Below are 23,438 nucleotides of genomic sequence, written 5' to 3'. Positions count from 1 at the left end.
CGTCGGGATTTAGTATAACTTGCGGATTTCAGCTCCCTGGTAGTAGTGCAGCAGAATCTGGTCGTAGGCATAGCCTTTCTCGCCCATCACGGCGGCCCCGATCTGGCAGAGTCCCACGCCGTGTCCCCATCCGGCGCCGGTCAGTTCGAACCATTCCGGTACGCCGTTCACCTCCGGTCCCTTGTCGACCACGAAGGCCGAGCTGAACAGGTGGGTGGGGGAGAGGGTCCGTCGTATCTCCAGTTCCTTTCCGATAATCATCGTCTTCAAAGTACCCACAATCTTCAGGCGGCTGATGCGGCCCGACTTTCCACGTTCCACGGGAATGAGGTCGAGAATCTCGCCGTAGTCATTTTTGGTGTGGGTGGCAATCAGTCCGGCCAGTTCCTCCTGCGTATACCTCACCTTCCAGCGGTAGAAATCCTGCGTCTCCTGGTCGTAGTGGTTGAGAATCTGGGAGAGGATTTTCGGGTCGGTGGTGTGGCAGAACGATTCCGGCCGTTGGCGGATCCAGCGTTCGGCTTCCTCCTCCTTTGTCAGGTCGGGCAGCGGGGATTCGGTGTCCAGATCGCGCACGGCACTGAGGTAGGGATATTTCTTGTCCTCCCAGCAGTAGTTGAATTCTTCGGTCACGCCGCCGCAGCACTTGGAGAAGCGGGCGTCGCAGATGGCGTGCTTGTACATGAGCACCTGGCCGCGGGTTTCCTTGACCGCTTCCACCACGCTCTGGTTCGATGCGCGGGTGATGCCTTGGTAGCGCTGGCAATGGTCGTCGGCACAGACGTCGAAGATGGTATGGTCTTCGCGGTCGTACCAGCGGATGTATTCCGTATCAGTCTTGAAGAAGGGGAAGAAGCCGCTGCCTTGTTTGCTGAGGGCTTTCCGTTTCTCAATCTGGGCCAGCAGCCAGCTCCGGGAAATCACGGCATGGGCTTTCAGAAACTCCAAGGAAGAGGTGGCACTCATCTCCGACGAAATGACACTGGTCAGGTAGTCCTCGGCCGGAAGCTGGTTGATGGCGGTAATCTTTCCCTCGTCCACCACCAGTCGCAGGGTGCCCAGGAAGGTCTGTGTCTCCTGTCGCTCCCAATGGAAGTTGATGCCGATGGTCACATCTTCGAGCGAGAAGGAAGCATCGTCTTCCAGCGGGGTGAAAGTCAGTTCGCGGTACACGTTGCCGTTCCAGAAGATGCCTCCTTCGTCGAAGGATACATGCTGTTTGCCGGAGACGGTTTCCCCTTTGGCCAGGAACTTGGCATTGAGGGTGAAATGTATTTCAAGGGCATTGACGATGCCCACGTTTATTTCGGGTTCTTTCATGGGGCTTAATGAGTTACTTCGTGATAGATTTGCCGCAAGGTGTCGGCGTTCAGTTTCTGGAAATCTTCTTCGCGGGCCGTCACCAGAATGCCGGCCATGTCGAGGGCACCGGGACTGACGAGCAGCTGGGCATCCCCCTCGGTGGTGTAGCATTGCGGACGGTGGGCGGTACGCGGGATGTAGACCGTGACGAACCCGTAGCGGGGGTCGTCCCAGGCAAACAGGTTGTAGCGGGGCTCCATCTCTCCTTCGGGCAAGGGCAGGTTGCGCAGGTAGCTGTCAATCAGCCGGGTGCCGGTACCCATTCCTCCCTGGGTGATGAAGGCGCGCAGGGGGCAGATGTATCCTTCAATGTCGTAGGCGATACAGGATTTTCCGTCGGCAAGCGGTTCGAACCCTTTTTCTACGGCGGTGCTCATCAGTTTGTCCCATTGCCGGATGAGGGGGACATCTTTCTGGCGTACGGCCTGAAAATGGAAATGGTCGGGAGCGGAGGCGCCACATTTGGCTCCGTTATAGAATACGGTGTAGCCCTCGGCAAAATGTTTTTCCAGCCAGTCGACCAGCCGTTCGGGCAACCGGCGGGCGGTCTTGTCGGCCAAAGTCTGCCACTGGTGCCGTTCCGTGGAAATCGTGAGATGTCCCGGAAGGATAGGATAAGGGTTCAGCCGCAGGCTGAAGGCTTCGTCCAGCAGGATGCGGAGACTCTGTTGTTCTTCCGGCTTGTGGCTCAGGCAGAGGAAGCAGGGGCGGGCCGCAATGGAAGCCTTGTCTACTTTGGCACAGGTGGAAACGGCGCGGGCCGGGTTGAACTGTACGGTGATGTGGTTGCCGTCTAGCGGGAGTGTGCGGGTCTGCACGTCGGCCAAGGCCTCATGGTTCTTGCGGGCCAGCGGCCAGGTGTCCAGCTGGTGGTGGATGAACGCTTCTGCCGAAATCTCCGGAGAGGCTTCTTCCCAGGAAAGCGGACGGCGGAGCATAGCCTGGCGTTTGCGTATTTCCAGCGTACGCAGGCTGTCCTTATAGCTGTTGTTCTGATTCTGTTTTTCGATGCTCAGGGCCGCGTCGGAGTTGCCTTCCCATCGGCGGCACAGATAAAGTACATCATAGATACGGCCGATGCGGTATTCGCGGGAGAAGGCAAGTCCCAAGGCATAGTCCTCGCCGTAGCTGGTGTTCGGCACACGTATCTTCCGCAGCAGCGGGGTGAAGAAAGCGCGGGGTGCACCCAATCCGTTGATGCGGAGGGCATTGTTGTGACCGTTGGTGTCGGTCCATTCCTTGTGGTCGATGACGCCCGGCGGCAAAGTCTCCAGCTGGAAATTGGTCATGCGGTACGAACCGATGACCATGGCGCAGCGTTCCCGACGGAATTTGTCGACAATCGTCTGGAGGGTAGACGGACTGCTGTACAAGTCGTCACTGTCCAGTTGCACGGCGAAGCGTCCGCAGAGCGGATGATGCACGCCCAGGTTCCAGCATCCGCCGATACCCAGGTCGTCCCGTTCCGGAATGAGGTGGATTACCTTCTCGTTGCCGGCATAGCGGTCGATGCACTCCGTAGTGCCGTCGGTCGAATGGTTGTCGATGACAATCACGTTGAAAGGAAAATCGGTTTCTTGGGTCAAGACGGAATCAATGGCATCGGCAATGGTGCGGATGCGGTTGCGTACGGGGATGATGACTGAGGCCTCGTAGGCAAATTCTCCTTCCGTAAGGTCGATGTCCCGTTGTACCGGAGGCAGGAAAGCCCCGATATGTTTTAAATAATAGGTAAAGGCCGTTTCTCGTTCCAGTTGTACACTCCGGTTGCGTGGGTCCACGTAGTCAAACTGTTTCTCGCCCGACTTACGGGTATCTTCTTCAATCTCCGTGTAGAGGAACTCGCGGATGTGGGTTAGTTCGTGCTGTTGGGAGAGGGCTAACCGCACGGCATAGAGGGCCGAGTAGCGGTATTCCGGCTGGTGGGTGATACATTCAAAGGCTTCCTGCAAGGCCGCTGTCTTGAAAAGCAGCACCGAGCCGAAGTCGAAATCATCGCGCACGCTTCCCGGCTGGTAGTCGATGACCGGATGAGGCTGTCGCACCCCATCGGCCACCTGGTAGTGGTCGGCATAGACCATGCCGGTCTCCGAGGCGCTCAGGTAGTCGCACATGCGCTCCAGCGCTATGTATCCCATGTCAAGTGCCTGCGTTTTGGTGTAGATGAGCAGGTAGGGCGTATGCGTCAGAGCGAGCATCTGCCGGATGCCGTCGGTCTGCTGGAAAGAGAAAAACGGGAGCACGCGGCATTTGCCGGTAGGGGCACCTGCGTTTTCCGGGTGGTCGGTTAGTAGGAATATCTGGTCTGTCCGGGAACTGGCGCTCAGTCCCTCGATGGTCTTATTCTGTTGGTTATCACCTTCGTAGGGAAGGAAACAAGTCACTAGATTATTCATATTTAATACATTTATACGGACAAAGATAGGGAATATATCTTATTTTTTCCCTAACTTTGTACGCTAAATGTGTAGAATATAAGAGAATTATGATGACAAAAGCTCCTTTATTGGGGAAAACACTGAACGAATTGAAAGCGATTGTGCAGGATTTGGGGATGCCCAAGTTTACGGCCGGACAGATTGCTTCGTGGTTGTACGACAAGAAGGTGGGTTCGATTGAAGAGATGACCAACCTTTCGTTGAAGAACCGTGAGCGGTTGATGGAGAATTACGAAGTGGGGGCCAGTGCACCGGTACATGCGATGCGTTCGGTAGACGGAACAGTGAAGTACTTGTTTTGCACGCCCGAAGGTGATTACATCGAATCCGTATATATTCCCGACGAAGACCGGGCCACACTCTGCGTGTCTTCGCAAGTGGGATGTAAGATGAACTGCAAGTTCTGTATGACCGGAAAGCAGGGTTACACTACCAGCCTGACGGCTGCCCAGATTCTGAACCAGATTTATTCGGTGCCCGAGCGGGACACCCTGACCAATGTGGTGTTCATGGGAATGGGAGAGCCGTTCGATAACCTCGATGAGGTGTTGCGTGCCTTGGAAATCCTGACGGCCGATTATGGCTACAAATGGAGTCCGAAGCGTATCACGGTGTCGTCTGTAGGTCTGCGGAAAGGGTTGGAGCGCTTCCTGGAAGAGAGCGACTGCCACCTGGCTATCAGCTTGCATTCGCCGTTTCCCGCCCAGCGCCGGGAACTGATGCCGGCCGAGAAGGCGTTCTCCATCACGGAAATCGTGGATATCCTCCGTAAATATGATTTCAGCAAGCAGCGCCGCCTGTCTTTTGAATATATCGTGTTCAAGGGAGTGAACGACAGCCTGATTTACGCCAAGGAACTGGTCAAGCTGTTGCGGGGACTGGATTGTCGGATGAATCTGATTCGTTTCCATGCCATCCCGAATGTGGATTTGGAAGGGGCCGATATGGAGTCGATGATTGCGTTCCGTGATTATCTGACTCAGCATGGCTTGTTTGCCACCATCCGTGCCTCCCGCGGAGAAGATATTTTTGCCGCTTGCGGCATGCTTTCTACCGCCCAGCAACAGGCCGAGAAAAAAGAAAAAGAAAGTGAAACCATTTAATACCAGAATATTATGAAGCGAGTAACATTTTATCTTGGGATAGCCTTGGCAGTGCTGTCATTCTCTTCCTGCCGGAACGGCGGAAAGAGCATCATCACTCCAGTGTCCAGCGGACGCCCCTACGAAGTGATGGTAGTAGCCGACGACAAATGTTGGATGAGTCCGGACAGTGCGCTCTTCCACGTGTTGGACACCGATGTGCCGGGTTTGCCTCAGCCGGAACGCTCGTTCCGTATTTCACGTGTGCGGCCGGATGCGTTTAACCGGTCGGTCCGTCTGTTCCGCAACATCATTATCGTGGACATTCAGGACATTTACACGCAGCCCAAATTCAAATATACCCGTGATGCCTATTCTTCTCCGCAGATGATTATGACCATCCAGGCACCTAACCAGCAGGAATTTGCCGATTATGTGTCGAAGAACGGACAGGTGATTATCGATTTCTTCACCCGTGCTGAGATGAACCGTCAGGTCAAACTGTTGGAAAAGAAGCACAGCGAACTGATTTCTACGAAGGTGAAGAGTCTGTTCGACTGCGACATCTGGATGCCGGTGGAACTGGAATCGTATAAGGTAGGAAAGGATTTCCTTTGGGCTTCCAGTAACCTGAACGACCTGAATTTCGTGATGTATTCCTATCCGTTCCGCGATAAGGATACCTTTACCAAGGAATATTTCATCCACAAGCGCGACTCGGTGATGAAGGTCAACCTGCCGGGTGAGCGGGAAGGCATGTATATGGAAACATCCGATTCCATTTTCCTTACTACCCGCAATATTACTGTGAAAGGAGATTATGCGTTTGAGGCCCGTGGTTTGTGGGACATGAAGAACGATGCCATGGGTGGTCCGTTCGTATCGCATGTACGTGTAGACCGTGAGCATGCTCGCGTCATCGTGGTGGAAGGGTTTGTCTATAACCCGGGCAAGCTGAAACGCGACCAGATTCGTAAACTGAATGCGGCGCTTTACACCTTGCAGCTTCCGTCGGAGAAGGAAGTTTCGGAGATTCCGGTAGACAATGCCATTTCGGAAGAAAAAGTGAACAAAGAAGCTGAACAGAATAAGCAATAAATATGGAAAATCGTAAAATTAGAGTGGGAATCACTCATGGAGATATAAACGGGGTAGGTTATGAGGTCATCCTGAAAACCTTCTCCGACCCGACCATGCTGGAACTGTGTACACCGGTCGTCTATGGTTCGCCCAAGGTGGCGGCTTATCATCGCAAGGCCATGGAGATACCGACTAACTTCAGCATCGTGAATACGGCGGAAGATGCCCAGGACGGAAGGGTGAATGTGGTGAACTGCATTGAGGAAGAGCTGAAGGTGGAGCTTTCCAAACCGACTCCCGAAGCGGGAAAGGCGGCATTGACGGCACTGGAAAAAGCACTGGCCGATTATCGGGACGGTTTGTTTGATGTGCTGGTCACGGCTCCCATCAACAAGCATACCATCCAGTCGGATACGTTCCATTTTCCCGGACACACAGAATACATCGAGGAACGGGTGGGCGACGGGCAGAAGGCTCTCATGATTCTGCTGAAAGGTGACTTCCGCGTGGCGTTGGTCACGGGGCATGTGCCGGTGCGCGACATCCCCGGCATGCTGACCAAGGAACTGATTATGGAAAAGATGGAAATCTTCCACCAGTCGCTGAAGAAGGATTTCGGCATCGACAATCCTCGTATCGCCGTTTTCTCCTTGAATCCACATGCCGGTGACCACGGTCTGCTGGGAACGGAGGAGGAGGAGATTATCATTCCGGCCATGAAGGAAATGATTGCCAAGGGTGTGCAGTGCTTCGGACCTTATCCGGCCGACGGTTTCATGGGTTCCGGTAACTATACCCACTTCGACGGTATCCTGGCCATGTATCACGATCAGGGACTGGCTCCGTTCAAGGCACTGGCCATGGACGAAGGCGTGAACTTCACCGCCGGACTGCCTATCGTACGCACCTCGCCGGCTCACGGCACGGCCTACGACATTGCCGGAAAAGGCGTGGCTTCGGAAGATTCGTTCCGTCAGGCCGTGTATGTGGCCATGGACGTGTTCCGCAACCGTGCATGGGAGAAAGAAATCAGTGCACGCCCGTTGCGCAAGCAGTATTATGAAAAACGTGACGATAGTGATAAACTGAAATTAGATAGCATAGAAGAAGAATAACATGAAGTTTGCAATCATATCAGCCGGGGAGGGGTCCCGGTTGTCACAGGAAGGAGTTCAGTTGCCCAAGCCTTTGGTGCAACTGAACGGAGTGGCCATGATCGACCGCCTGATACATATCTTCGCACAGAACGGGGCGGAAGAAGTGGTTGTCATCATCAACAACGAGGTGCCCCTTACGAAGGCACATCTGCATGAACTGGAAAAGACATCCGAAGTGCCTTTGCGGGTAGTGGTCAAGACCACCCCCAGTTCCATGCACAGCTTTTATGAGCTGAGCCGTTACCTGAAAGACGACCGTTTCTGTCTGACCACCGTCGACACCATTTTCCGGGAAGAAGAGTTCGCACGTTTCATCGAGGCCTTCAAGGCTTTCGACGGTGATGGCATGATGGCCGTGACAGATTATATCGACGACGAAAAACCCCTGTACATCGGTACGGATGCGTCCAATCGCATCACCGGGTTCTATGACAGTCTGCAGTCCGACACCCGCTACATTTCCGGCGGAATCTATTGCTTGTCGCCCAAGTCGATTGTGACGTTGGAGAAATGCATGGCGCAGGGCATGTCGCGCATGCGCAACTTCCAGCGCCAGCTGGTGGCCGACGGCTTGCAGCTCAAGGCTTATCCCTTTTCAAAGATTCTGGATGTAGACCATGCGGGCGACATTGTGAAAGCAGAGGCTTTTTTGAACGGACAAGATTAAATATACCAAACGAGATAAAAGAATAAAACCTGATTTTTTGCGAAAAATCTAGAATAAAAAGATAGAATGTATAAACAAGGAGAGAAGATTCGGGTAGTCGGTGTGAGCCGCGGTAATGAGTATTCCCCGAATCATGTAGACAATGACGCTGCCATCCTCCGGCTGGCGGCAGAAGCATTGGAGAAAATGGGGTGTGAGGTCACTGTGTATCCGGAAAAGGAGTTTGTGGCCCAAAAGATAGAGGCTGCGTTTATCTTTGACATGGCGCGCGACAGAGCCACAATTGAACGCTTGAAAGAACTGGAAGCCGGGGGAGCGCTGGTGGTGAATTCAGCGTACGGCATCGATAATTGTGTCCGTCAGCAGATGACGGAATTGCTTATGGCAAACGGGGTACCCCATCCACAGAGTTTCATTATTCCCACCGACGGGAAGTTTACCCCTTCCATTTTCCCTTGCTGGATCAAGCGGGGCAACTCGCATGCCATGGTGAAAGAAGACGTGGTGTATGTGGAGTGCCGGGAAGAGGCGGAGGTGGTGATGGCCGATTTCCGGAAACGGAACATCCCGGTGGCCGTGGTCAACGAGCATTTGGTCGGTGATTTGGTGAAGTTCTACGGGGTGCAGGGAACCGATTTCTTCTATAGTTTCTATCCCACGGAACAGTCGCACAGTAAGTTCGGACTGGAAGCCATCAATGGCGAGACCCGTGGATTCCCCTTCGACGTGAAGCAGTTACAGGCTTACGCCAACAAGGCCGCCGAAGTGCTGAACGTTCCTATTTACGGAGGCGACTGCGTGGTATCGTCCACGGGCGAAATCCGTATCATCGATTTCAACGACTGGCCCAGCTTTGCCCGCTGTCGCGTGGAAGCCGGACCGGAAATAGCCAAATGTATTTATAACCGCATCATGCACAAATTAGAAAAAGAATGAGTACGGAGAAAAAAGGAGTAGAGGCTTCTTTCAAGTCCATGGATACAGAAGAGTTTCTGGACATCCATTTCAATCGCCCCATCGGTTATGTGTGGGCCTTGTTTTTCCAGCGTTTCGGGGTACATCCTAATGTGGTGACTATCCTGTCCATCATTCTTGGGATGGCAGCAGGGGTGATGTTCTATTATCCTGACATGACCCATACGCTGATTGGTATCTTCCTGCTGATGTGGGCCAACCATTATGACAGTTGCGACGGACAGCTGGCACGCATGACCGGCAAGAAAACCCGCTGGGGACGTATGCTCGACGGATTTGCCGGCGACCTCTGGTTCTTTACCATTTATGTGGCCATCAGTCTGCGTCTGACTAACCAACCGCTTCCTTTCCATATCGGGGAGGCTTCCGGACAGACCTGGAGCATTTATATCTGGCTGATTGCCTTGTTCTCCGGTACGGTGTGCCACAGTAAGCAGTGTACGCTGGCCGACTATTACCGCAACATCCACTTGTTTTTCCTAAAAGGAAAGGCTGGCAGTGAATTGGACAATTTCAAGCAACAGCGTGAGATTTTCCACAGTCTGCCTTGGAAAGGCAATTTCTGGTGGAAGGCTTTCCTGTATTTCTACGGTAATTATACCCGCAAGCAGGAGCAGATGACACCTAATTTCCAGCGTTTCTATGCCTTTGTGCAGGAACGTTATGGCGACAATATTCCTCAGTCGCTGCGTGACGAGTTCCGCGCCCTGAGCCTCCCGTTGATGAAGTACACCAACATCCTGACTTTCAACACCCGTGCGATAGCCCTTTACATCAGTCTGCTGATTGGCGAGCCTTGGTTGTATTTTATCTTCGAGATTGTGGTGATGACTTCCTTGTTCGTCTATATGCGTCGTCGTCACGAGGCCTTGTGTGCATATCTTTACCATAAATACGCCAAATAATGAAAGAGAAATTTCGCAACATATTCTGGTTCTTCGGCATCTTTGCCATCGTGGTCATGCTCTGCACGTTCGACATGGACTACCAGGAACTCTGGCAGAACCTGCGGAAAGCCGGTATCTGGTTTCCGGCAGTCATCCTGCTGTGGGTATTCATCTACTACCTGAACACCTGGTCGTGGTATGTCATTATCCGCGACGGGAAACATGCCAAGGTACCTTTCTGGAAGGTGTACAAGCTGACCGTTTCCGGCTTTGCCCTGAACTATGCCACTCCCGTGGGACTGATGGGAGGGGAGCCCTACCGTATCATGGAGCTGACCCCTTACGTGGGAGCCAGCAAAGCCACTTCGTCGGTCATCCTCTACGTGATGATGCACATTTTCTCCCATTTCTGCTTCTGGTTGTCGGCAGCGGTGCTGTATGTCATCTTTGAACCGATGAACTGGGGAATGGGCATTGTGCTGTCGGTGGTGGTCTTCTTCTGCTTGCTGGCCATCTATTTCTTCATGAAAGGCTACCGCAACGGAATGGCCGTGCGCACGTTCAAGCTGTTGGGTCATGTGCCTTACGTGAAACGCTGGGCTCACCGTTTCCTGACCGAGAGGAAAGAATCGCTGGAGCGGGTGGATGCACAGATTGCCGAACTCCACAAGCAGCGGAAGAGTACGTTCTACACGTCGTTGGGACTGGAGTTCACGGCCCGCATCGTGGGCTGTGCCGAGGTGTTCTTCATCCTGAACATCCTGACCGACCACGTGAGTTTCCTGGCCTGTATCCTGATTATGGCCTTCACCTCCCTGTTTGCCAACCTGTTCTTCTTCTCGCCCATGCAGCTGGGTGCCCGTGAGGGGGGATTCGCGCTGGCCGTGGGCGGACTGGCCATCCCGAGTGCGTTCGGCATCTATACCGGACTGATTACCCGTGTGCGCGAATTGATTTGGATTGTAATCGGAGTGTTGCTGATGAAAGTCGGCAACGGAACCCAAAATACTACAAAAGATGAATAAACTGACAGATGTGAAAGGCGTAATCTTTGATTACGGAGGTACGATTGATACGAACAGCCGCCACTGGGCGGAAGTGTTGTGGAGCAAGTATGAAGCGTTTCAGGTGCCGGTGGACAAAGCCAGCTTCCGTGAGGCGTACGTGCACGGCGAGCGCACGCTGGCCCGGGTGCCGCTGGTGAAGCCGGAGCATGACTTCCACGATGTGTTGCGTATCAAGACCGACATTCAGGTGAAATACCTGGTGGAGCAGGGCAAGCTGGACGAAGCGACTGCCAGCCGTGAGCGTTATGCCGAAAAGGTGGCCGACAGCTGCTACCGCTACGTGCTGGACGTGCTGGAGCGTACCCGTCCCGTGGTGAAGACCCTTTCCGAACGCTATAAGCTGGTGCTGGTGTCCAATTTCTACGGAAACATCCAGACCATCCTGAAAGACTTCGGCCTGTTCGATTTCTTTGCCGACATCATCGAATCGTCGGTGGTGGGCGTACGCAAACCCGACCCGGCCATCTACCGCCTGGGCGTGGAAGCCATGGGCCTGCCCGCCGGGAATGTGCTGGTGGTAGGTGATTCCTTCTCGAAGGACATGGTGCCCGCGAAGAAAGTGGGTTGCAAGGTGGCCTGGCTGAAAGGCGAAGGCTGGGGAAATGAAGAGATAGACGAAACCCTTCCGGACCTCATCATTACCGATTTGCCGGAATTGCTGTCGTATGTATAAAGGAGGGGCACGGATGAAGAAACACGGAGTTGCCTTGGTGGAACGCCAATACCTGTTCCCCTTTGTACTGATTACCTCACTCTTTTTCCTGTGGGGATTTGCCCATGCCATTCTGGATGTGCTGAACAAGCATTTTCAGGAACTGCTCACCATCACCCGTACCCACTCGGCCATGATTCAGGCCACGATGTACATGGGTTATTTCATCATGGCCATCCCCGCCGGACTGTTCATCAACCGTTACGGATACCGCCGGGGTGTGGTGCTGGGGCTGCTGCTGTATGGCATCGGCTCCCTGCTGTTCATTCCCGGACAGCACTGGATGTCGTTCAATTTCTTTCTGTTCTCCTTGTTCGTCATCGGATGCGGACTGACCTTCCTGGAAACGGCCGCCAATCCGTATGTCACGGAACTGGGGGCGAAGGAGACCGCTGCCAGCCGCTTGAATTTCGCCCAGTCGTTCAACGGACTGGGATGCATCTTTGCTCCCATTCTGACGGGCATCCTTCTGTTTGCCGACGAGGACAAAGGAGCCAGCGGCAATGTGGCCCTTCCGTACGCCGTGATGGGCGTGATTGTGCTGTTGGCCGCTCTGGCTTTTGTGCGGGTACGCCTGCCCGAGATTCCTCACGAAGAGGAGGTGGACAGCGAAGGAAACCGTGTCGGCCTCTGGGCACATAAGCTGTTTGTCTTCGGTCTGATTGCCTTGTTTGCCTACGAGGTGGCCGAGATTTCCATCAACAGTTTCTTCATCAACTACGTGACCGAGGTGGGATGGATGAACGCCCGCGATGCCTCCCTGATTCTGTCGTTCGGCGGACTGGGACTGTTCATGGTGGGCCGTTTCGTGGGAAGCTGGATTATGCGCCGTGTACGGGCCGAGAAGATGCTCTTCTGGTGTGCTACGGGAACGGTCGTCACCACGCTGCTGGTGATTCTCGACCTGGGCTCCGTGTCGTTCGTGGCCCTGCTCTGCGGTTATGCCTTCGAAGCCATCATGTTCCCCACCATTTTTGCCCTCTCCCTGAAAGGACTGGGCAGCCATACGAAGCGCGCCTCTTCCTTTCTGATGATGTCGCCGGTGGGTGGTGCCGTAGGTCCCGTGCTCATGGGGCTGGTAGGCGACTATGCCGACATGCACTGGGCCTTTGTGGTACCCTTTGTCGGTTATGTGGTGGTGTGGTGCTATGCTCGCCACATGGTACGTCTGAAAAACTGAGACTGCCCTTTCAGGTGGTATGAAATAAAAGAAGCGCGGAACTTGAGGTATCTCCCGATACCCTGGCTTCCGCGCTTCGGCGTATTAAATGATAAGTATAGAATTTGGGATTATTTACCTTGAGGAGCTGCCGGACATTGGTTCGGACATCCTGGAGCCGGCATCTGTCCCGGCTGACCCATCTTTCCGTGCATCATCTGGCAGGGCTTCTGTCCCATGCGCTTGTGCATCTTTCCCGGACGGTCCATGCGGAACACTTTCTCCAGCTGGCGGGCATTCAGGATTTTCTTGAAGGAATTGTAATACTTTTTCTGTGTGTCGAGCACCTTCTGACGCATTTCGAAGCCCTTTTCAATTTCCTGTTGAATCTGTGCGTCGGTACGTTCGCAGGGTTTCACCTTTTCACCTTCCGGAGTCGGACGGCAATCCTTCAGTGCGGTCAGATATTCCTTGTAGAGGGTGGTGAACTGAGCCAGTTTGCTGTCGTCCAGCATCAGTTGTTTTCCCATGCGGGTAGCCTGCATGTCCATCCGCTGTTCCGGTGTCATTTTAGCACAATTCCCTTTTCCAGCTTTTGCCGGGCAATCTTTCTGTGGAGCGTTTTGCGCCATCATGCTGCCACATCCCAGACATACGGCGAGAATCAATGTAGAGAATAAACGAGTTGTTTTCATTGTTGTCATTTTTTTAAGTTGAACATTTTATTTTTAGTGCACTTACGATTCTAAGACAATCAGACTTTCTCAGGGTTTATTGGGAAAATAGTTTTTTAACATTTGAAAGGAAACAGGCATCTGGAGGTCCGGGCCACCGAAGTGGAAAGTTTTTACATCTTGTTTTCGGGTAAAATCGAAAATGACTACATAAATATCATTTTTTTCTGTAGGTATTGGTTTGTTCTTTCTACTTTTGTTTCTGGAATTTTTACATGAATAGATAAAACGATGAAAAACACGAAACAGCTTGTTTTAGGACTTATTGCCTGCTGTCTGTCGGTGTATGTACAGGCTCAGGTGTGGACTATGAAAGGAAAAGAGGCGGCAGCCCCCGGCAGTTGGTGGTGCTTCCGCAATGCGGTGACACTCGACGAAACGCCCCGTTCGCTGGAACTGCGCCTGGGCGCCGATACAAAATACTGGCTTTGGGTGAACGGTGAACTGCAAGTGGCGGAAGGAGGATTGAAACGCGGTCCGAACCCTTCGGATACCTACTGTGATGTCATCACCTCGCTTCCTGCCCTGAAAGCCGGAAAGAATACTGTGGCCGTATTGGTGTGGTACTTTGGGAAAGACGGTTTCAGCCATCGCAATTCTCTTACGGCAGGCATCAGCTTCTCCCTTACCTGTGACGGCAAGCAGGTGGAACCCGATGCAAAATGGCGGGTGAGGATGCATCCGGCTTATTATGTGCCGCAAGGTGAACAGCCCAACTATCGTCTGCCGGAATCGAACATCGGGTTCGATGCAGCAAAAGACATTCCTTTCCAGTCGCCCGATTATGACGATAAGAAATGGAAGAAAGCCACCGAAATCTCGTTGGAAAAAGCGGGCTGGAACTGCTTGGTCGACCGTCCGATACCGTTCTGGAAGGACTATGGCCTGAAACCTTATGTACGCACTGAGATGCAGGGCGATAGCTTGTTGCGGGCCTATCTGCCTTACAATGCACAGGTTACTCCTTACCTCCGTTTGAAAGCTCCGGCCGGCAAATGCATCCGTATCCGTACGGACAATTACCGGGGCGGTTCGGCTCCCAATGTGTTTGCCGAATATCGCACCCGGGAAGGCGAGCAGGAGTTTGAATGCAAGGGCTGGATGAACGGTCACTATGTGCAGTATGAACTTCCCGAAGGAGTGGAGGTACTTGACGTAAAGTACCGGGAAACAGGGTACGACACCTCCTTTGCCGGCAGTTTCGCTTGCGACGACCCGATGCTGACCCGCCTGTGGGACAAGGCCCAACGCACACTTTATATTACCATGCGCGACACGTACATGGACTGTCCCGACCGTGAGCGTGCCCAGTGGTGGGGCGACGTGGTGAACGAACTGGGCGAGGCTTTCTATGCCCTTGACGAGAAAGCCCATCTGCTCACCCGCAAGGGGATTCATGAGCTGATGGGATGGCAGCGGGCCGACAGCACCATCTTTGCCCCTGTACCGGCCGGAAACTACAAGGACGAACTTCCCATGCAGATGCTGGCCAGTGTGAGCCATTACGGTTTCTGGACCTACTACATGGGCACGGGCGACCGTCAGACCATTCTCGACGTACTTCCGCGGGTAAAGAAATACATTCATGTGTGGAAAACGGATTCCCTGGGATTGGTCGTACCTCGTTCCGGCGGATGGACTTGGGGCGACTGGGGAGAGAACAAGGACATGACGCTGCTGTTCAATCTCTGGTACGTGATTGCCCTGAAGGGATACGAAGAGATGAACCAGTTGGCTGGCGAGCCGGAAGAAGCCGCCTGGGCACATGCCACTGCCGACCGCTTGCGGGAAGTATTCCACCGCACGTTCTGGAACGGCAAGTATTATGTTTCTCCGGGTTATCAGGGAAAGCCCGACGACCGTGCACAGGCGCTGGCCGTTGTGTCGGGTGTCTTGCCCGAAGAACTGTATCCGGTCATCCGTCCTTTCTTCTCCGAGTGGTATCACGCCAGTCCGTACATGGAGAAATACGTGCTGGAAGCTCTCTGCACGATGGGCTATTATCGGGACGCTCTGAACCGTATGAAGCTGCGTTACCACGCCATGATTGAAAGTCCGCTGACCACCTTGTGGGAAGGCTGGGGCATCGGCAGTGAAGGTTTCGGAGGCGGTACTTACAACCATGCTTGGAGCGGCGGTCCGCTGACCATCCTTTCGCAGTACATTGCCGGCATAGAAACCGTGGAACCAGCCTTTCGGACTTTTCGGGTGGCTCCTCATCCGGCACACCTGAATTTTATCCGTACGCAGGTCCCCTTGTCGGGTGGCCGCCGCATCGTGCTGGAAATGGACAAGTCGGCTCACGGCGGAACCATGTATCTTCGGGTGCCGGAAGGTACGTCTGCCGAAGTGGAGCTTCCTGCCGAATTTCGTAGCTGGCGTGTGAACGGCGAGCCAGAAAGCGGACGGAAGTTGAGGCTTTCTGCCGGAGAATGGCGGTTTGAGATGCAGGCGGATTAGGTTTGTATTGATGACGATATGTTGAAGGCTGGGAGTCGGGAGGCTTCCAGCCTTTTTTGTTCAAGCGCTGGTCTATTATGTGGAATATGTCTTTATGTTTTCTATGTTTCCCTATCGGGAACCGTACGTTTCCCGGTGCGGAGATGTATGTTTTCCGTAAGGGAAACGTAGGTTTCTGCCTGCGGAAACGTAAAAATCGACAGGAGGCTTTTGGGTGATGGCTTTGAGGGTTTGGGGATAAGGTGGGATAGAATCTTTTGAATACAACCGTAGCTTTTCTCATGCTTAATCATTACATTTGCAAATATATAGATGTGGATGAGCATACAAATTCAATCAAAAACTTAATTGCTAAACTGAAGCCGTTAATTGATAAGTTGTTTGAACTATCTGTATCACTAATAAAGGAAAAAGAATACGCTGTGTTAAAACAGCCAATAATGAAATAAAGTAGCATGAGTAAGCAGCAATATAATTTTGGAATAGTTTATGTTCTTACCAATCCGGCAATGCCTGGATTAGTAAAAATCGGTATGACTACGCGGGATAATCTGGATGCTCGTATGCGTGAGTTATATGGTACGGGAGTACCTGTTCCTTTTGAATGTAAATATGCTTGTAAAGTAAAACCATCAGACTGTGCCAAGATTGAGAAAGCTTTACATACAGCTTTTGCGCCTAATCGTATTAATGCGAACAGGGAGTTTTTTCAAATTAAGCCGGAACAGGCAATGGCTATTTTGGAATTGTTTAATAGAGAGGATGTTACACAAGAAATTACAGATGAAATAGATAATGATTTAACTTCTGAAGATAAATCAGCTACGGAGAAAATAAATTCCTCTCGTCGGCCTCCTCTAAATTATTTTGATATGGGAATGAAAAAGGGTGATATTTTAACTTTCACCAAAGACTCTGCAATAGAAGTTACTATCGTTGATGAGAAAAAGGTTATGTATCAAGGTGAGATTTATTCTCTGACCGGGATAACAAAGAAATTGTTGAATGTGTCTCATGCTATTCAGCCAACTGGATATTGGATGTATGAAGGAAAGAATTTGAGAGATATCTATGATGAAACTTATACATTAGAAGATTGATGATAATTGTGTTAAATATTGGATCATTTTGATGAGGGTAAGTCTATGAACCTGGATATAAATGATAAAAATTTGTATCTGTTGTTGCCCGGCAAAGTCAGTCGTGTGGCACAAATGTATGCTCATGAACACCATGTAACATTGGTTGAGGCTTTAGTCGTTTTTATTGTTCGGATACTTACAAACGGTTATCTGACGAAACTACCAAGTTGTGGCACTATGGTCCCGTAGCCCTTTATCAGGAATTTACGGACGAATTGAAACAGAAAGAAAACGAATAGAGAGATTTCATCCATCTTTTCCAAATTTGCAGTAACTTTGCCGCGCATTTTTGAAGAAGGTAAAAAAGATGGATAACAGTGTGGATAAGAAACGGAGCCGGAGCAACGAGATTGATATGCTCAACGGGCCGTTGTTCAAGAAAATTCTGGTGTTTGCCCTTCCGTTGGCAGCCAGCAGTTTGTTACAGGAACTTTTTAATTCGGTTGATGTGGCCGTGGTGGGGCACTTCGTGGGAAGTGAGGCCTTGGCGGCTGTGGGAAGTAATGCGCCTGTCATCGGGTTGCTCATCAACTTGTTCATAGGTATCTCTATGGGAGCCTGTGCCATTATCTCCAACCATATCGGTCAGCGGGACGACCGGAGCATACGCCACGCCATCAATACGGTGGAGCTGGTGGCTCTGTTGAGCGGAATATTTCTGCTGTTGTTGGGACAGGTGGCAGCCAAGCCGATTCTGACGTGGATGGGAACCCCTCCGAATGTGCTGGACCAGGCCGTGACCTATCTGCGTATCTATTTCTTGGGGATGCCTTTCATCATGGCATTCAATTTCGGGGCGGCGATTCTGCGAAGCATGGGCGATACGCGTCGTCCGCTGTATATTCTGGTCATTGCCGGGGTGGTCAATACGTTGCTCAACCTGTTGTTCGTGCTTTGCTTCCACATGGGAGTGGCAGGTGTGGCCGTCGCGACGGGAATCTCCAATGCAGTGAGTGCGGCGCTGATTATCCGGCTGCTGTGCAAGGAAAAAGAGCCTTTCCGTCTGCATTTCAGCAAGATGAAGATTTATTCCACGGAGCTGAACCGTATGCTGCGTATCGGTGTGCCGGCGGGCTTACAGGGGATGATTTTCTCCATTTCGAATGTGGTGGTGCAGTCGTCCATCAACAGTTACGGGGCCGATGCGATTGCCGGTTCGGCGGCAGCCGTCAATTTTGAATACTATTGTTATTTTATCATCCAGGGATTCAACGGAGCCGCCATCAGTTTCATTGCGCAGAACTATGGTGCCGGAAGAATGGACCGTGTACACCGGGTGTTTTGGATTTGCATGGGGTCGAGCGTGGCTTTTTGTGCGGCGTTCAATTGGCTTTTTGCCTGGCAGAGTGATTTCTTCCTGGGATTCTTTTCCAGTGTGCCGATGGTGCATCACTTCGGGACTCTTCGCATGCACCTGGTGCTGGCTTTGCAGTTCATTGCCAGCAGCTATGAGATTGCAGGTTCTTCGTTGCGGGGTATGGGCAAGTCGCTCACTCCGGCCTTGCTGACGGTTTTCGGTACCTGTCTGCTCCGAATGGTGTGGGTTTACGTGGTGTCGCCGATATGGAGGGGATACGATGTGCTGATGATAGTGTATCCGGTATCATGGGTGGTCACTGGTCTGCTGGTGCTGACGGCCTACTGGATGACGATACGGAAAAAGGTGGCGAAAGCATAAAAAACAGCCTCGGCTTGAAAAAGCCGAGGCTGTTTTTTTATAAAGAGTAAATTGGATTATTCCCATTCGATGGTGGCTGGCGGTTTGGAAGAGATATCGTAGCAAACGCGGTTCACGCCTTTTACTTTGTTGATGATATCGTTGGAAACCTTTGCCAGGAATTCGTAAGGCAGGTGAGCCCAGTCGGCTGTCATGGCATCGGTACTGGTTACCGCACGCAAGGCTACTGCACGTTCGTAAGTACGTTCATCACCCATCACTCCGACACTTTGTACCGGCAACAGGATGACTCCGGCCTGCCATACCTGATGGTACAGGGCAGTTTCGTTTCCGTTTTCATCTTTCACCTTCCAGTCGCGCAAGCCCTGGATGAAGATATCGTCGGCATCCTGCAGGATACGTACTTTCTCACGGGTGATGTCGCCCAGGATACGTACGGCCAGGCCCGGACCCGGGAACGGATGACGGGTAATCAGATGTTCCGGCATACCCAGCTCGCGACCTACGCGGCGCACTTCGTCCTTGAACAAGAGACGCAGAGGTTCGCAAAGTTTCAGGTTCATCTTTTCGGGCAGACCGCCTACGTTGTGATGACTCTTGATGACGGTTCCGGTGATAGACAATGACTCAATGCAGTCGGGGTAGATGGTACCCTGTGCCAGCCATCTCACGTCGTGAATCTTGTGGGCTTCTTCGTCGAATACGTCGATGAAACCTTTTCCGATGATTTTACGTTTGCGTTCCGGCTCGGTCACTCCGGCCAGTTCTGAAAAGAATTTCTCGCTGGCATCCACGCCGATGACGTTCAGTCCGAGACATTCATAGTCATGCAATACGTTCTTGAACTCGTTCTTGCGCAACATTCCGTGGTCTACGAAGATACAGGTCAGGTTCTTGCCGATGGCCTTGTTCAGCAATACGGCTGCCACTGAAGAGTCTACGCCGCCGCTCAGTCCCAGCACCACCTTGTCGTTGCCGAGCTGTTCTTTCAAGCTGGCCACTGTGGTCTCGATGAAAGAGGCTGCGCTCCAGTCCTGCTTTCCTCCGCAGATATCTACCACGAAGTTCTTCAGCAGTTGGGTACCGTCTTCTGTGTGGAACACTTCCGGGTGGAATTGTACGCCCCAGAGTTTTTCATTCTTTGCCTGATAAGCAGCGATAGCCACTTTGTCGGTTGAAGCGATAATTTCGAAATCGTCGGGAATGGCAGTGATGGTGTCGCCGTGGCTCATCCATACCTGAGAATGTTCGCGGATGCCTTTCAGCAGCGGGCTTTCGTGGTTGAAGGTAGCCAGGTGGGCACGTCCATATTCACGGGTGTTGGCCGGTTCCACTTTTCCTCCGTAGGTGTAGGCCATGAACTGTGCACCGTAGCAGATGCCCAGGATGGGATACTTTCCGCGGATGTGGGTTAAGTCTACTTTAAAAGCCTTTTCGTCGTACACGGAGAAAGGGCTTCCCGACAAGATTACGCCGATAACCGACGGGTCGTCGTGCGGAAACTTGTTGTAAGGAACAATTTCGCAATACATGTTCAGCTCGCGCACACGGCGGCCGATGAGCTGCGTGGTTTGTGAACCGAAGTCAAGAATAATGATTTTTTCCTGCATATTGTGTGATGTAAAATATGTATTCTATGCGTGCAAAGGTACGCATATTTTTCCTAAATCCGATGTGTGCCTCTGATTTTATTTGAAACAGAGAGTTTCAGTTTGCACGGTAGGGAAGGGCGGTATGTTTTTTTAAGTATTATATATGAAGAGGTAAGGAATAAATTTGTACTTTTGTCGGCGTATGAGCAGAATTTTGGCAATTGATTATGGCAGAAAGCGCACGGGAATCGCGGTGACCGACCCGATGCAGATTATTGCGAACGGGCTGACTACGGTGCCGACGCACGAACTGATGGATTACCTGCTGAAGTATGTGGCCCAGGAAAAGGTGGAACGCATCATTGTGGGGCATCCCAAGCAGCTGAACAACGAGGATTCGGAAAACATGAAGTACATCAAGCCTTTCCTTGCACAGCTGAAGAAAAAACTGCCGGAGGTACCGGTGGAACTGGTGGACGAACGGTTTACTTCCGTGCTGGCGCATCAGGCTATGCTGGACGGAGGCCTGAAGAAGAAGGCCCGCCAGAACAAGGCGCTGGTGGACGAAATCAGTGCGACCATCATTCTGCAGTCGTATTTGGAATCAAGAAGAATGTAACTCAAAAAACTTAATAAAACAGAATATGATTTTACCGATTTATGTGTATGGCCAGCCTGTGTTGCGTCAGGAGGCCGAAGATATTACGCCGGATTATCCAGGCTTGAAAGAGCTGATTACAAATATGTTTGAAACGATGGACCGAGCAGACGGCGTGGGACTGGCTGCTCCGCAGGTGGGGCTTCCCATCCGGGTGGTGGTGATTGACTTGGACGTGTTGTCGGACGACATGCCGGAGTTCAAGGATTTCAAACGTGCCTATATCAATCCTCACATTCTGGAAACGGGGGGAGAGATGGTATCTATGGAGGAAGGCTGTCTGAGTTTGCCGGGTATTCATGAGAGTGTGAAGCGTCCGGACAAGATTCATGTCACTTACCTCGACGAAAACATGCAGCCGCATGACGAGTGGGTGGAAGGCTATCTGGCACGCGTGATGCAGCATGAATTTGACCACTTGGAAGGTACCATGTTTATCGACCATCTGTCGGCTTTGCGCAAGCAGATGATTCGTGGCAAACTGAATGGCATGGTGAATGGCAAGGCTCGTTGCTCTTATAAAGTGAAAACAGTCAGATGATCAGAAGATTCCTATACATATTATATATAGGTATGTTTTTCCCGATGGCTGCCCTGTGTCAGATTAATACGGACAGGGTGATGACCATCGGGAAAAATGCACTTTATTTCGAGGATTATGTCCTCTCTATCCAGTACTTTAATCAGGTGATTGGGGTGAAGCCTTATCTGGCAGAGCCGTATTTCTATCGCGGGCTGGCCAAGATGAACCTGGACGATTATCAGGGAGCGGAAGCCGACTGTTCGGAAGCGTTGCAACGCAACCCGTTCGTGGTCAATGCGTATCAGGTGCGGGGTATCTCGCGTATCCGGCAGCAGAATTATCAAGGGGCTATCCAGGATTACCGGAAGGCCTTGGAAATGGATCCGGAGAATATCAGCCTGTGGCACAACTTGGCACTTTGCCGGATGCATGAGGAAGAGTATGCACAAGCACGGGCCGACTTGGATACGCTGATTCGTATCTCTCCTCGTTATACGGATGCGTATCTGATGCGTACGGAGGTGTCATTGAAGCAGAAGGATACGTTGCAGGCCATGACGGATGCTGACAAGGCGATTGAAATGGACCGTTACAATCCGGACACATGGTCGTCAAGAGGTATGCTGTTCCTGCAGCGTGGAAAGTACAAGGATGCGGAAGCGGACCTGACGGAGGCCATCCGTCTTTCGGTGCGCAATGCGGGCGTGTATATCAATCGTGCGCTGGCTCGTTATCACCAAAATAATCTGCGCGGAGCCATGTCGGACTATGATTTGGCATTGGATGTGGACCGGAATAATTTCATCGGTCACTACAACCGTGGTCTGTTGCGTGCGCAGGTGGGAGATGACAACCGTGCCATTGAGGACTTCGACTTTGTGCTCAAAATGGAACCCGACAACCTGATGGCCAGGTTCAACCGAGGACTGTTGCGTGACCGTACGGGGGATTATCCGGGGGCCATCGAGGATTATTCGGCGGTGCTGAAGGAGTATCCGAACTTCCTGGCCGGTTATCAGTATCGTGCGCAAGCCAGACGGAAAGTGGGCGACTTGAAAGGTGCGGATGCCGATGAGTTCAAGGTGCTGAAAGCACAGATTGAATCGCAGAACGGAACAAAGAAGCAGACGGCTTCGGCGGACAAGACGCGTAAGAAATCGGACAAGAATGTGGAGAATTACCGTAAGATTGTGGTGGCCGACAACGATGCGGAGGACGACCGTTACAAGACGGACTATCGGGGTCGGGTGCAGGATCGGAATGTGACCATCTTGCCGCAGCCTATGTTTGCGTTGAGCTATTACGAGCGTCCGGAAGAAGTGAAACGTCAGGTCAATTATTATAAAGGTATCGACGATATGAATGCCCGTGGGGCTCTTCCACATCGTCTGCTGATTACGAACAACGAGGCTTCGCTCTCGGAAGAGCAGGTGAAACAGCATTTCGCATCTATTGATGAACAGACGGCTGCCATCGTGAAGGAACCGAATGATGTGTTGCATTACTATGCGCGTGCGCTTGATTTCTATTTGGTGCAGGACTTTGATAACGCGTTGAAGGATTTGGATGATGCCATCCGTTGTGATTCTACTTTCTTCCCGGCCTACTTCAGTCGTGCGCTGATTTACTACAAACAGTTGGAATACCGCAAGCGCGACCGGAAGTATGAAGTGGAAACAGTGGATAACAACAAGGACTTGCAGGTGCGTTCGTATGACTATAACAAGGTACGTGAGGACTTGGACCGTGTGATTGAGCTGGCTCCCGACTTTGTGTATGCATATTATAACAGAGGAAATATTCTGGCCGTGATGAAAGACTACCGGGCTGCACTGGTGGATTACAACAAGGCCATTGAGCTGGATCCACGTTTCGCGGATGCGTATTTCAACCGCGGGCTGACGAATATCTTTCTGGGTAACAACCGGCAGGGTATTCAGGATTTGAGTAAGGCCGGCGAGTTGGGAATTTTCTCTGCGTACAACATTATCAAGCGATTTACTGCGGTGGAGGAGAAATAAATGAATGCAATTTTCTTCTTTAATTAAAAAGTTTATATTTTTGC

At 51.9% G+C, this 23,438-nt stretch carries 19 protein-coding genes; 15 read left to right on the top strand and 4 right to left on the bottom strand.

Annotated elements, in window-relative coordinates:
- Nucleotides 1-9: 9 nt before the first annotated feature.
- A complete protein-coding gene (locus OIM59_RS09580; protein ID WP_299168716.1) occupies nucleotides 10-1,320 on the bottom strand; it encodes a SpoIID/LytB domain-containing protein in 1,311 nt (436 codons plus the stop codon).
- Between the two features lie 5 nt (nucleotides 1,321-1,325).
- Nucleotides 1,326-3,758 (bottom strand): DUF4922 domain-containing protein, encoded by a 2,433-nt coding sequence (locus tag OIM59_RS09575; protein WP_299168718.1) that lies wholly within the window; start codon nucleotides 3,756-3,758, stop codon nucleotides 1,326-1,328.
- A 92-nt stretch (nucleotides 3,759-3,850) separates the two neighbouring features.
- Here OIM59_RS09575 and rlmN point away from each other — a divergent pair, with 92 nt between their 5' ends.
- The 9 genes from rlmN (at nucleotide 3,851) to OIM59_RS09530 (ending at nucleotide 12,607) form a co-directional block, all read left to right on the top strand.
- Nucleotides 3,851-4,903 carry a 23S rRNA (adenine(2503)-C(2))-methyltransferase RlmN gene (rlmN, locus tag OIM59_RS09570; RefSeq protein ID WP_072543924.1) on the top strand — a complete coding sequence of 351 codons (1,053 nt, stop codon included), beginning with the start codon at nucleotides 3,851-3,853 and terminating at the stop codon, nucleotides 4,901-4,903.
- 12 nt (nucleotides 4,904-4,915) lie between these two features.
- Nucleotides 4,916-5,980 (top strand): DUF4837 family protein, encoded by a 1,065-nt coding sequence (locus OIM59_RS09565; protein ID WP_299168720.1) that lies wholly within the window; start codon nucleotides 4,916-4,918, stop codon nucleotides 5,978-5,980.
- Between the two features lie 2 nt (nucleotides 5,981-5,982).
- The gene (gene pdxA, locus OIM59_RS09560; protein ID WP_299168722.1) at nucleotides 5,983-7,077 is read left to right on the top strand and encodes a 4-hydroxythreonine-4-phosphate dehydrogenase PdxA; all 1,095 of its coding nucleotides are present in this window, start codon (nucleotides 5,983-5,985) and stop codon (nucleotides 7,075-7,077) included.
- A gap of 1 nt (nucleotide 7,078) precedes the next feature.
- Nucleotides 7,079-7,786 carry an NTP transferase domain-containing protein gene (locus OIM59_RS09555; RefSeq protein ID WP_299168724.1) on the top strand — a complete coding sequence of 236 codons (708 nt, stop codon included), beginning with the start codon at nucleotides 7,079-7,081 and terminating at the stop codon, nucleotides 7,784-7,786.
- A 66-nt stretch (nucleotides 7,787-7,852) separates the two neighbouring features.
- Complete coding sequence (locus OIM59_RS09550) at nucleotides 7,853-8,722, top strand: hypothetical protein (RefSeq protein ID WP_303896403.1); 870 nt, start codon at nucleotides 7,853-7,855, stop codon at nucleotides 8,720-8,722.
- Nucleotides 8,719-9,666, top strand: coding sequence for a CDP-alcohol phosphatidyltransferase family protein (locus tag OIM59_RS09545; protein ID WP_299168728.1), 948 nt, complete (start codon nucleotides 8,719-8,721; stop codon nucleotides 9,664-9,666). The genes OIM59_RS09550 and OIM59_RS09545 overlap by 4 nt, the downstream gene beginning before the upstream one ends.
- Nucleotides 9,666-10,673: a lysylphosphatidylglycerol synthase transmembrane domain-containing protein gene (locus OIM59_RS09540; RefSeq protein ID WP_299168730.1), complete on the top strand. Its 1,008-nt coding sequence runs from the start codon at nucleotides 9,666-9,668 to the stop codon at nucleotides 10,671-10,673. Before OIM59_RS09545 ends, OIM59_RS09540 begins: the two co-directional genes overlap by 1 nt.
- A complete protein-coding gene (locus OIM59_RS09535) occupies nucleotides 10,666-11,388 on the top strand; it encodes an HAD family hydrolase (RefSeq protein ID WP_072542133.1) in 723 nt (240 codons plus the stop codon). The genes OIM59_RS09540 and OIM59_RS09535 overlap by 8 nt, the downstream gene beginning before the upstream one ends.
- Nucleotides 11,389-11,401: 13 nt before the next feature.
- On the top strand, nucleotides 11,402-12,607 hold the full coding sequence (locus tag OIM59_RS09530) for a sugar MFS transporter (RefSeq protein WP_299168733.1): 1,206 nt from the start codon (nucleotides 11,402-11,404) through the stop codon (nucleotides 12,605-12,607).
- 110 nt (nucleotides 12,608-12,717) lie between these two features.
- On the opposite strand, the gene OIM59_RS09525 is transcribed toward OIM59_RS09530, so the two are convergent.
- Nucleotides 12,718-13,281, bottom strand: a complete 564-nt coding sequence (locus OIM59_RS09525; protein ID WP_299168735.1) for a hypothetical protein — start codon at nucleotides 13,279-13,281, stop codon at nucleotides 12,718-12,720.
- A 270-nt stretch (nucleotides 13,282-13,551) separates the two neighbouring features.
- On the opposite strand from OIM59_RS09525, the gene OIM59_RS09520 reads away from it, so the two are divergent.
- The 3 genes from OIM59_RS09520 to OIM59_RS09510 all read left to right on the top strand — a co-directional run bounded on the left by OIM59_RS09520 (nucleotide 13,552) and on the right by OIM59_RS09510 (nucleotide 18,600).
- The gene (locus OIM59_RS09520) at nucleotides 13,552-15,780 is read left to right on the top strand and encodes an alpha-L-rhamnosidase C-terminal domain-containing protein (protein WP_303896399.1); all 2,229 of its coding nucleotides are present in this window, start codon (nucleotides 13,552-13,554) and stop codon (nucleotides 15,778-15,780) included.
- 455 nt (nucleotides 15,781-16,235) lie between these two features.
- Complete coding sequence (locus tag OIM59_RS09515) at nucleotides 16,236-16,880, top strand: GIY-YIG nuclease family protein (RefSeq protein WP_299168738.1); 645 nt, start codon at nucleotides 16,236-16,238, stop codon at nucleotides 16,878-16,880.
- A 349-nt stretch (nucleotides 16,881-17,229) separates the two neighbouring features.
- Nucleotides 17,230-18,600, top strand: a complete 1,371-nt coding sequence (locus OIM59_RS09510) for an MATE family efflux transporter (protein ID WP_299168740.1) — start codon at nucleotides 17,230-17,232, stop codon at nucleotides 18,598-18,600.
- 56 nt (nucleotides 18,601-18,656) lie between these two features.
- Here the strand turns inward: OIM59_RS09510 and guaA are convergent, their stop codons facing one another.
- Complete coding sequence (guaA, locus tag OIM59_RS09505) at nucleotides 18,657-20,210, bottom strand: glutamine-hydrolyzing GMP synthase (protein ID WP_299168743.1); 1,554 nt, start codon at nucleotides 20,208-20,210, stop codon at nucleotides 18,657-18,659.
- Nucleotides 20,211-20,394: 184 nt separating this feature from the next.
- Between guaA and ruvX the strand changes: the two genes are divergently transcribed.
- The 3 genes from ruvX to OIM59_RS09490 are packed head-to-tail and all read left to right on the top strand — an operon-like array spanning nucleotide 20,395 to nucleotide 23,394.
- Nucleotides 20,395-20,811 (top strand): Holliday junction resolvase RuvX, encoded by a 417-nt coding sequence (gene ruvX, locus OIM59_RS09500; protein ID WP_072542918.1) that lies wholly within the window; start codon nucleotides 20,395-20,397, stop codon nucleotides 20,809-20,811.
- 25 nt (nucleotides 20,812-20,836) lie between these two features.
- The gene (gene def, locus OIM59_RS09495) at nucleotides 20,837-21,391 is read left to right on the top strand and encodes a peptide deformylase (protein ID WP_072542917.1); all 555 of its coding nucleotides are present in this window, start codon (nucleotides 20,837-20,839) and stop codon (nucleotides 21,389-21,391) included.
- Entirely contained in the window at nucleotides 21,388-23,394 is a 2,007-nt protein-coding gene (locus OIM59_RS09490; RefSeq protein ID WP_303896394.1) for a tetratricopeptide repeat protein, read from the top strand. The genes def and OIM59_RS09490 overlap by 4 nt, the downstream gene beginning before the upstream one ends.
- Nucleotides 23,395-23,438 lie beyond the last annotated feature (44 nt).

Source organism: Bacteroides mediterraneensis, from assembly GCF_025993685.1.
Lineage (GTDB): Bacteria > Bacteroidota > Bacteroidia > Bacteroidales > Bacteroidaceae > Phocaeicola > Phocaeicola mediterraneensis_A.
Note: the sequence above shows the minus strand (reverse complement) of the source record. Positions and strands in the feature narration are given on the sequence as shown.